Origin of the sequence: Faecalicatena orotica, assembly GCF_905197545.1 — a bacterium.
In the GTDB taxonomy this organism is placed as follows: domain Bacteria; phylum Bacillota; class Clostridia; order Lachnospirales; family Lachnospiraceae; genus Faecalicatena_A; species Faecalicatena_A orotica.
The window spans coordinates 239,404-250,692 of sequence record NZ_CAJJZH010000001.1 but is presented as its reverse complement, the minus strand read 5'-3'; the positions used below and the strand labels follow the sequence as shown (position 1 = coordinate 250,692).

General features: G+C 49.2%; 6 protein-coding genes and 1 riboswitch. All 6 genes read right to left on the bottom strand.

Going from position 1 to position 11,289, the window contains the following annotated elements; translation table 11 throughout:
• Positions 1–84 precede the first annotated feature (84 nt).
• The 6 genes from ABIN22_RS01045 to ABIN22_RS01020 all read right to left on the bottom strand — a co-directional run bounded on the left by ABIN22_RS01045 (position 85) and on the right by ABIN22_RS01020 (position 10,935).
• Positions 85–1,104: a response regulator gene (locus tag ABIN22_RS01045; RefSeq protein WP_346906123.1), complete on the bottom strand. Its 1,020-nt coding sequence runs from the start codon at positions 1,102–1,104 to the stop codon at positions 85–87.
• A gap of 34 nt (positions 1,105–1,138) precedes the next feature.
• Positions 1,139–1,315, bottom strand: coding sequence for a hypothetical protein (locus tag ABIN22_RS01040; RefSeq protein WP_181368562.1), 177 nt, complete (start codon positions 1,313–1,315; stop codon positions 1,139–1,141).
• A 101-nt stretch (positions 1,316–1,416) separates the two neighbouring features.
• The gene (locus ABIN22_RS01035; protein ID WP_109729736.1) at positions 1,417–2,133 is read right to left on the bottom strand and encodes a response regulator transcription factor; all 717 of its coding nucleotides are present in this window, start codon (positions 2,131–2,133) and stop codon (positions 1,417–1,419) included.
• Positions 2,093–4,072 (bottom strand): sensor histidine kinase, encoded by a 1,980-nt coding sequence (locus ABIN22_RS01030; protein WP_346906122.1) that lies wholly within the window; start codon positions 4,070–4,072, stop codon positions 2,093–2,095. The genes ABIN22_RS01035 and ABIN22_RS01030 overlap by 41 nt, the downstream gene beginning before the upstream one ends.
• 140 nt (positions 4,073–4,212) lie before the next feature.
• Positions 4,213–5,631, bottom strand: a complete 1,419-nt coding sequence (locus ABIN22_RS01025; RefSeq protein ID WP_346906121.1) for a hypothetical protein — start codon at positions 5,629–5,631, stop codon at positions 4,213–4,215.
• 12 nt (positions 5,632–5,643) lie between these two features.
• Entirely contained in the window at positions 5,644–10,935 is a 5,292-nt protein-coding gene (locus ABIN22_RS01020; RefSeq protein ID WP_346906120.1) for a fibronectin type III domain-containing protein, read from the bottom strand.
• 173 nt (positions 10,936–11,108) lie between these two features.
• A riboswitch (cyclic di-GMP riboswitch) is annotated at positions 11,109–11,193 on the bottom strand.
• Positions 11,194–11,289 lie beyond the last annotated feature (96 nt).

Sequence of the window (11,289 nt, the reverse complement as noted above, 5' to 3'; positions counted from 1 at the left end):
ATGTTCTTTTTATTATAGCATATCCCCACTGGAAATTTCAATGCCGCAAAAGCATTGACTCCAGTGGGGATATGTAAAGGGGGACTAATATTGGGATTTACCGACAATCCCTTCGGATTTCTTTATGTTAACTCCAGACAACGCATCTGCCACGGCATTCTGTAATTCTTCCATCTGGTAAGGTTTTGTTAAAAGTGCACACCCTCCGGCTTTGGCACCCTCCTGTACTGTCTGTGCGTCGGAGTGGGCGGTAAGGAACACGACCGGAATTTCTTTTCTGGCCCGCAGCTCCCTGCAAAAGTCGAGGCCGTTCCCATCCGGCAGGTCAATATCAAGAACAATCGCATCCGGCGTTGTTTTATGCAAAATTGTCCTTGCTTCCCACAATGTTCCCGCACTTAAGATGGAATATCCTTCCGGGCGCAGGACACGTTCGTTCAGGCGCAGCAGCTGCGGACTGTCATCCACCAGAAGAACAGTCTTTCCCGTATGCAGTGCGGCCGTCTTTGGCCTTTTCTTATGGGAATAGCTTTCCCGAAGCCTTGACAGTTCCCGCTGGCTGACCAGTGAGCAGACAAAATAGGCCAGTACGTCAAATACCACCGAGATGTGTTCCATCTTCTCTGGCGGAGGATTATCTGTCCCTAAAAAACCATACATTTTTCCCTGGGCCAGCAGAGGACTCAGAATGATGGACTGGATTTTCTGGGGCTGTAAAAACTCATAAATCAGCGTGTCCTTTTCCCTCAGCAGTTCCACGTCCGGTTCAATGATGTTCTCACCTTTCGTCAACTGCCCGTACCAGGGAAGCAGGTCTTTTTTCGCCACATAAGGCAGTTCTTCGATGCCGGACGATATTCCAGCCCTGCACCATTCATAAGTGTTGCGGATGTGCTGGCGGTCCATTTCTTCAAAAACGTATACCCGGTCACACTCCAGCTGTTCTCCCAAAAAACAGAGAAGCCGCTTAAGCCCTTCCTCCGCATCCGGGGCCTTCCTGATCTTCTTCAGACATTCCCCTACAAACTGCTCGTTGCGCGCAGCACTCTCCTCACAGGACCGGTTCGGGGGGCATCCAGCAATACCCGCTGAATTCATTTTCATATGCTGTCCCTCCTCTTTTATATCACGCATCGGATTAGGGGCAGGGTACCTGACAATTTTCATTCACCAGCCTGTCCAAAAGCAGCATTAGTTCGAGATCACTTTTAAACGATATGGTTTTCCCGTTTGTTTTTACTTTTCCCTGCCATATATAATTCTGTACTTCCTCTATGCAAACTTCAAAAGTTACCTCTTGATATTCCTTTTCCATAAAAACTGCCTCCTTCCTTTATTCTAGGATAGCAAAAAAAGGGATAAAAAACGCGAACCTTACCAAAATGTCAGGTTCGCATTGATCCACTCGGAATGTTATTATTTTTTCTGAGGTTTGTCCTCCATAATCTCCAGCAGGTAGCCCTCGTTCCGAAAGGTCATCAGGGATACTTTCCCGCCGGACAACGCCAGTTTATTCTTCAGCCGGGACATGCATTTCCAAATGGCGCTGGCATTCCCTGATAAAGGCTGTTTCCAAACCCCCTCATAGATTTCCTTCGCCGGAATAGTCCTGCCTTCATTTTTTAATAGGTAGAGCAGGACAGAAAATTCCCTCGCTGCAAGCAGCATATCTTCACCGTTCAAGAAAGCACGCAGGGCTACGGTATCCAGCACAAGCGGTCCCCGCGTGATGGTCTTTGCCTGCTCCGTATCCCGCCGGTTCATCCGCACAAGACGAAGCTGTGCCTTGACACGGGCCACAAATTCATCTACATCATACGGCTTTGTGATATAGTCATTGCCGCCCGCTACAAGTCCCTCGATGATCTCACTCTTTTCATCCAGGGCCGTCAGAAACAACACCGGGGCCGACGTGGTCGGCCGTATTTCCTCACAGAATGCAAGGCCACTTCCGTCCGGCAGCATGATGTCCAGCACCAGCACATCGGGCGTATGCGTCTGAAGCAGTTTCCGTGCCCCTGAAAGCGCTGCCGCGCACAGCACAAAAAATCCCTCACGTTCCAGAATACGGCGGTTGATTCGCTGAATATTCTTATCGTCCTCCACCAGCAGGATTATCCCTGTCTCTTTCATGTTCAACCTCCTTCGCCGGCAGTGTAAACCACACTTCCGCCCCTTTGCCTTCCTCACTCTGAACGCCGATCTGGCCGCCATGCCCTTCGATAATTGTTTTACAGATGGTAAGTCCCAGACCCGTGACTCCTTCATCACCACGCCGGAACCGCTCGAATACATGAGGCAGCAGCTCCCGGCTGATACCGTCCCCGTCATCGGCAACACTCACCCGCACCTGATGTTCCAGCGCTTCTGCCCGGACGAGGACAGTCCCGTTCTTTGTATGCCGGTTGGCGTTGCTCAGCAGGTTAATCAACACCTGCACAAGCTGGTCGGCACTTCCCTCCACCGGGGGCAGCCCCGGCTCTGTCTTTGCTGTCAGGGTGTTCCCCTGCCGGGCAAACATGGACTGGTAAATCCTCACCGTTTCCACGATCAGAGACTCCAGATCCAGCCTTTTACACACGGAATCAGTTCCCTGCATACGTCCAAGTCCTACAAGGCTTGTTACCATCTGGGCAAGCCGTCTGGCCTCGGTGGAGATCGCATTTAAGTCCGCTACCGTTTCCTCATCCACCACACCGGTCCCGATATTCTGGGCTGCAAACTGTGCGTTGACCGAAATGACCGTTAATGGTGTTTTCATCTCATGGGACATATCGGTGTAGAACTGATTCTTCATACGGTTCATCTCCGCCATCATTTCCTTTTCGGCAGCCATTCGTTCCTCACGCTCTTTCGCCCGGCGCACCTCACTCATAGTGCCAAAAAACAGGGCTGTCATGGCAAATAGTACGAACACCGCCATTGACATTTCCGAAACGGCAAAGCGAAGTGCAGGCAGCATATGGATGTCCATATGGTACAGCATATCCCACAGGGCCGCAAACAACAGGAACGCAAAGCCAGCCAGCACGGCAAGCTGCCCGGTATCAGGCCGCTGTTTCTGAAAGATAAGCCGGATAAAGAAATACATGCCGATCAGCCCCAGTATCCCGACACGCCATACTGCGGTATAGGACATCAGCAGGGTTGGGCCGAATATGTCAATGGCAGCAAAGCACCCGCACAGAATACTCGCGGCAGGCGGGAACCATTTTTGCAGTACACCGGGAAAGAGCAGGTACAGAAGCCACACCAGCAGGATACCGCTTAACGGCATCGTTAAGTATTCCAGCCGGAAGATTACCGTCCACGGCAGATTTGGAAGTACCGCACCCAGTATGCGCTGCCCGGTGACACCGGTGCGGATAAACCACGTCAGACAAAATAGTGCAAACAATAGGTTCGGTTTGTAATGCTGCATCATCGTGTAAAGAACCATATGGACGATAAACAGTACCAGATAACACCCCATAAGTACGACTTCCGGACAAAGGTTCCTCAAGACATACCGGTTGATCTGTTCCGGCAGGCCTATGTAAAGAGTTCCGTGGGTGCCGCTGTCCTTATGGGTAAAGTTGGACGCCTGCTGTACAATGACTATCTCACCATTCTCGTCAGGGGATACCGGGAGTACATAGAATTTTACACCCGGTGTGGTTGTTTCCCGGTTTTCCCCCGGAACACCGGCCTCAAAAAGCAGTTCGCCGTTTACATACATACGGCTTGCAAAGTCCACACTGTACCCGCAGATGAGATAGCTGCCCCGGGGGACCTTCAGCCGCATCCGGCTTGTGGCATACTGGGTCCCGTTATCTGGCTGACCAAGACAGATATCCGTGCGTCCTGAAAATTCCTGCGGGGTCAGCAGGGCATCCGGCACATATTCCACATCGCCGGTAACTCGTACATTCTTCTGCATAAGACCGGAACTGGTTAAATCCCATTCGCCGTTTGCCGAGGTCATGACTGTGGTTTCGCCCGTGCGCGGCTTTACGCCCCACACTATCAGCATCAGGACGACAATCAGGGGTAGAATGGCAGCAAGTATCCTTTTTTCTTTTTTCTCTGACATTTCACCGTCCCCTTTACTCTCTTTTATGGGTCGATTATACCAGATAATTTCAAGTATAGGAACAAAATTCCATTGATTTATTGTATCCCACACAAAAATCCGCAGGAATCATCCCGCGGATTTTTGTGTTTCTTATGATTTTATTTCCGTATTCTCCGCCATATTACTGTTGTGATTAAGGCTGCCGCCGCAATAGCCAGTAATACGATATACAGCACAACCGGACTGTTATCTCCCGTCGCCACATTGCCCTTCTGCAAGTCTTTCTTTCCATCAGTGCCGCCGGAAGCCTCCTGTCCTCCCGGTACCGGGAATTTACCTGCTTCTTTGACTTCCTTAGTCGTCAGTACATAGCTGGAACAGTGTGTCAGTTCAAATACTACATATCCTCCATTAACGATAATCTCCTTCTGTACCGGCTCCAGCGCCTTCTTATCTGGATTGTAATAGTACAGGTACAGCTTCTGCCCATCCGCAAATACACTGCCTGCATATACTTTCACTTCCGCAGGGCCGGGCAGCTTACCGCTGTGTGAAAATTCAAGGAACAGATTCTGTGCCCCCTTCTGGAGAAGCTTCCCGATGTCAGGGCTGCTGATCAGTGACGTTATCCTGAAGTCCATGACGATGTTCTCATTCGTGATCTGATCTCCGCGGAATGTGAAGGAATATAGAAGGCCTCCATCGTCTTCCACTGCAAATGTCAGCGACTTATCGGTCCCCTTAAGAGCCTGAAAAACGGTTTTCTGATCTTCGTCCGACAGTACAGCGTCTTTTCCAATCTTATATGTGATCTGGGCTGTTTGTCCCTCCTCCAGCTCTTTCACCACATCTTTTACGTTATCGTATACAGCATCTGCATCCGGCTGTCCCGGGGTACCGGGATTCTCCGGTACATCTGGGTTGCCTGGCTGCTCCGGGTTATCTGGCTGCCCCGGGTTATCCGGTTGTCCGGAATCCCCCGGTACATCAGGATTATCTGTTCCACCCGGATTATCCGGATGGTCTGGCTGTCCCGGTTCATCCGGGCTGTCTGTACCGCTGACCCTCTTCAGATTTACAGCCATATCCGCCAGGTCCCCTGACTGGATTTCTCCTACGGCATGGCTCTGGCTGACTGTTTTCACAGAGACCGGCTGTATCATAATCTCACATTCTGAATCATCCATATCGAGGCTCACGGTACCGATAGAGCAGCTTTTTGTGTCTTTATCAAACAGTAATTTTGTATCCGAGAGAAAGATATTTAATTCCTTCTTTTGAGGATTGTACCTGTAATCAGATATACGGTATGCCCCTGCACCTGACTGGTCAAAGGATACGGATACCCCGGGGTTATCCCCCGTGATATCTGTAACCAGCATCGTAATCTGCATGGTTGTCACTGCATTGTTCACAAGTTCCTTATTTGGTGCAAAGATAAGCTGTGCACTCTCCTGCTTTTCATCTGCTTTCCATTGAATGAATGTATCATTCTTCGCATCCTGAGCCGATACAGGCAGACAGTATCCGAAGATCACAAGCAGAAGAACCGGTAATATTCTTTTTAATCTCTTCACATTCAATCCCTCCTACTTGTTATCCTTTATTTCAATATCCTTCAGTTCGACCGGCAATTTTACTTCCAGCGTATCACTTACAAGCCTCTCACCTTCATTTGTGTGTGCATCATCGACTCTGTAGAGCTCTGCCGTGACACTCTGCGGAATCCTGCCGGCTGCCTTAAGTTCCTGATAGGTATCTGGTTCAATATAATAGATCCATGTTCCGGAAGAAATCTCCCCGAGTTCACCTTTATCCGGCACTTCCGCAAAGATCACCTGTGTGCCTTCTATGATTTCTTTGTTCTGGTCATAAAGCTTCAGGGCATTATATGCCGGATTACCTTTGTATTCTCCGGTAAAAATCAGCGATCCCTTTGGTATCATACCATCTTCAAGAGTCTTATCATAGACATAATCGGATTTCAGTATCCCGATCCCATCTTTCAGAAGCTCCACATTATCTCCTGCCGGACCGAGGATGTCTATCTCTGACAGTTCGGCCTTATTCTGGCCCTTTACGACAAGCTTCAGGTATGAGGCATCATAAGTATACATCCAGCTGTCATTCTCTTTACTGAAATATACGGCAGCCGTACCGTCATCATAGGTTAAGGTGCCTGCTTTCGCCAGTGTCCATTCGGAATTATCTTTGCTTACATAGACCTCATACTTCTTAATTGCATCTGTGCTTTCCTCCGGCACAGTAATCTTCATGCCTGCCACTGCAAGCATTTCCTGAAAACTGATGACCAGAGAAGGTGCCTCATTAGAGGCTCCAACATAACTGTCACTATAATCATCGTTGTAAACCTTCCCAATTGCCGATACTGTTTCTGGTTCCGGATTATCATCCGAGCCTGTTTCCCGTTCGTCATCCGGTGACGTCATGTTTGTTGTCACAGACCATAACTTCTTGGAAACACTGCCGTCATGCGAGATCTTAACCGGGTCAAGCACGGTCTTTTCCGTCTTGTTAAGCAATTTGTCATATCCGATTACTTCGTAGGTAAATACCCGGTTATTCACAGTATCAATGGTATCTGTAAATACGGTCTCACCATCTTCTGCCGCGACAAAACCAGCCACTTTTCCGTTGCGGTATATTTCATAACCGAGCATTGCATCCTGGTCGGCTGCCGTATTAGATAATTTCAGGGTAACCTGCTTTGAATTATTCTTATACTCCATCTGTGCATTGACCGTGCTGCCGGAAGCTGCGTCTGTCCCGCCTTCCACACGGTAAACCCTTGCCTCATCCGTGATATAGTATATATTTCTTGTCTCTTCCCCGAACTGCGCCGCATATGCCTTCGTTGTTTCATCCGGTGTCATTCCCCACTTTTCAAAGAACGGCAGAAGGTTCTTCCTGGCGGCCGCACAGGAAAGCCTCATCAGCTTATTGTCCGTATCTGCCCCGTTCAGTGAGAGCCCGTTCGGTGCAAGAGAGGTGTTTCTCGCATAAGCATCTACTCTGGCGAAAAACAGGTTATTGAACTGGTCCTCGTAGTTATCGTAAGTCTTGTAATTAAAACCGTCATCATAGGCAAGATGCAGCTGCCAGTACATAGCCAGACTCGTAAATACACTGGACGCCCTTCCCTTTGTTCCTGATGTTACTTTCTCATAAACATCTTTGTATTTGAATCTGACCTTGTCGTTCGTCTCGTCAGCCTGCGCCAGAATAGAGAAATAGTTATTCGTAATCTCGGCGATTGCATAATCGGGCTGGTTGATTATATGCCCGATCTCGTGGGCAATGCCCCAGCCAAACAGCTGCCCGCTCACATATCTGCCGTTGTCACTTACAACCGGCTGTGACCGTGCGAGGCCCGGGATGCTTCCCCATTCGATTCCGATATGCAGCCCTCCGGCATACATGAATGCCCCGGCGAACATCCTCATATACCGGATATTCAGCCTGCTTACCGGAAAACTGTTGTTTGCGCCATAATTCTCTGGCACTGTCTGGTCTGTCAGGCCCTTATGCTGGTAAAACAACGTGATCATCTGATCCATTGCCTCCAGAGACTGGTAAAGGACCTCTGTCTGGCTGTCCACATCATTCCCGTCTGTACCTGCTTTTTTATTGATACCGTTTAAAATCTGTTCTGCTGAGACAGAATACATCATCTTATCCAAAACAATCTCGGTCGCTCCCAGAATACAGTTTTGCTTGTCATATGCATAATTGCAGTGGGTTTCGTCCTTGTCCAGATGCTGGCTGTTATGCATCTGCTCAATCTTTGGTACATACGTGTTTAACTCTTCTACATATGCCCTGACCGCGGCACGTTTTTCCGCCTCAGTAGATGCCTTTGAGATATCCAGCATCGGGATCTTTGTGCCGCCGCTCACTCTGACCTGTATGTTAATCTTGTTATTAGTTCCGGTAAATTCTACATACAGGCTGCCACCGTGTTCCGTATTCAGACTGCTGATGGACGGCATCGTCACTACATTCTTCCCCTGCACCAGATTCGATACGACGACTTTATTCCAACTGCCTGATTCCGCATGATACTGGGCCGCAATCAGACGCACATTCGTACCGGCGCCAACTGCGGTATTCTCCCTGCCCACATAGACTGCCAGTTCTTCGCCCTCATGTGCCACAACCCCGAGCGGCTGCCAGGAATTTAGTCCGGACGCCATCTTAAGAACATTGTCCTTCGCCTTGATAATGCTTGTATCTACCCGGATCGGATCAGAAAGCTTCTCGTTCTCCAGAAAATTCCGTGCATTTTCGATCTCCCGCAGCAGAAGGTCCCGCCTCGGATGATACTCGCCGCTTACTTCGTCCTTCGTGTTGGTGCGTTTCTCCAGAGCATCGACCATTTCCTTTGTCACATTATCGGCAAGTGTCACATGAAGACTATCAGCATACAAAGCCTCCACTTCATCGTCCAGACTGTCATAATAGTAGAACTTCATCTCCGCAATCGAAACACTGTTGTTCCCTGCCCAGTACTGTGCCAGATTAACCTGTACTTTTTTTGCTGTAAACGGCTTATCAAACCACAGCTCATAATATACTTTTCCATTGGAACTTTTCTTGGATGTCAAAAAGCCATTTATCATCTGTTCGCTGCCATTCTCATCCCAATACCGGGTCTTGGCATAGTTATAGCCCCCTGCCTGGCCTGCATCCGGAACGACCGTAATCCGGTTCATCTCATATGCCTGGTCAAATTCTACGATCGGGGACGGCTTTCCTGAATTAAATCCCCCTGCATCCCATGAATTGAATATCCAGGAGGATGCATAATCGTTATCAACAACTGTCATCTCATTATCCGGCTTAATGCTCGGGTATTCCACACCTGCAATGTGCGCCGTTGCCGTTCCGACCCCCTGGTCGGTATTGATCAGTTTGTAATTCGATGTCACAGGCGGATCCAGATCCATCGTGGTCCCTACATAAACTGTTGACTTTTTACTTGTCCCGCAGTCATTCGTCCCGGTCAGGCACACCTCATAGGTTGTCTGATTCTCCAGACCAGTAAGCCGGTAGCTTGCTGCTGTGATGTTATCCACTTTCTGATACTCAGTCTTACCTTTTATTCTATAATAGAGGGTATAGTAATCCGTATCCTCCATCTTCTTCCACGAGATATCAAGCAGGCGGTACCCGCCCTTTACGCTTACATTCTCCGGTGCATCCGGTGCTTTGTCTGCAGCCGGGACGGCGTCTATCGCATCACTGTACCCACTGCTCCACTCGCCGTTCACAGACTGGACCCTGACTTTGTAAACCTCCAGGTTCTTCAGTTTTTCATTTCCAAAGGAGGTTACATTCAGCCAGTTCACGGATGCCGGAATAACGATCGTCTTTTCTTCGTGTGTAATCTCCACCTCGTACCCTGACACATTCTCCTGCGCGTCCCAGTTCAAAGTAAATTTCTTACTGCCCGGTGTCACTGTAAGGTTCCCCGGAATATTCATGACAGGGGCCGGTATTCTTGACTCCATATCATTTAAAAACTCTACTTTTCCGATATCGGCAAGCTTCGTACTTCCGGTATCTGTAACCTTGATCTTGATCCTCTTGACTGCCACCTGTTTTCCCAGATTCACAACCAATGTACCATCGGCTTCCTGCGTCACCACAGCCGCCGCCCTTGACCGGAAATAGGCCGCCCGCTCATCAATCGCAAATGTCTCCGTATGCTCCCCTTCTTCGTCTGTATAGGTGACGTCGATGGTTCCGCCTTTAATGATATTTACAGAGTCCTGTACCGGTGCAATTGTAATGCCCCCGACTGCCAGGTCTTTTTGGCCGGAGAGATCAATGCTGATCTCAACCGGATTCTCTTCGGATATCACTTCATCCGATACCGGCTTCACTGAAATACTCCCGGCCCCGGTCAGAACATCCATGACACTGTTCCCCTGTGCCAGTTCCGTCCCCTCGGCAACCTTAGCCTCAACCTTCGTTTCATCGATCAAAGCAGTCCTCGTTACAGTCGCCTCTGTACTCTCTGTCCCGTAACTATAAGTGAAGCACTGAATATCTGCCAGATCCACTGCACCGTCCCCGTTCAGGTCATACATTAGGTCTGAAGAAGCTTCGCTGACCGCATCAAGAAGCAGTGAACGGTCTGTGTCATCTACTGCGCCGTCCCCGTTCACATCCCCATATCCATAGGTTCCCGGATGAGCCGCACCTTCGATTACTGCAGTCATATCTACAAGACGTATCTGCTGGTTCATTGCCTGTATTTCGATTTCCTGGCCATAAACAAAACCACCTCCGTTAATCTGGAGCAGGTATGTTCCCTCTTCAATCCCGTTCAGATCAACCGTACCTTTTGTCGTACTGCCGTCTTTCGCCGTAAAATTCTTCCTGACAGCCTCAGTTCCGTCTTTTAACAAAACCGCGGATATCTGCCCGATACGTGTCTGTACATCAGTAACCGGCAGATTACATGTGAGCTCTACCGATAAATTTCCCTGTTTCTGCCCGGAATCCTGATCCTCAGAAGCAGCCGCCGCTGTGTCTTTTTCGTTAGCCGCATCTTTCTCCTCCTGATCCACTCCTGGGTCTTTTCCTTCTTCCTGCTCATTTCCGGACTGATCTTCCAAAGAGCCGTCCGCCGGGTCCGTACCTTCCTGACCGTCCGCCGGGTCCGTACCTTCCCGACCGTCCGCCAGGTCCGTACCTGTCTGTTCCCCGGAACCGGCATCTTTGCCGATAGTATCCGCAATCGTTCCTGCGGCTGTATCAGGCGTCCTTATCACGCCCTCTTCTGCATAAACATTGACAGCCGAAAGCTGCAGCGTCATGCACATGGCCAGAAGCCATGCCAGCTTTTTCTTCATACATTTCCCCTCCTCAATCTTGTTGTGGACACAAAAAGGCGGTATCAAAAGACATTGATACCGCCTGCAGACCGATGCTGTGATAGTCCGGGAAAAAATAACCTTTTCCCTCCTATTCCCCCAATTGAAAAACCCCCGCCTTTTCTTTGAAAAGCGGAATCCTTCCTATGTACATCTGCAGCCCAGCCATCCTGCCTTTTTCAGTCAGGATCTGTGGCTTTGCGTCACTGCCTTACGACAATTTTGCCTTTTTAGTAATTCAAATATATCATCTGAAACGAACTGTGTCAATCTACTTTATTATCCCCGACTGCCAGTGCGTATAGACGATTCATTGGACAGAATAGAAAGATG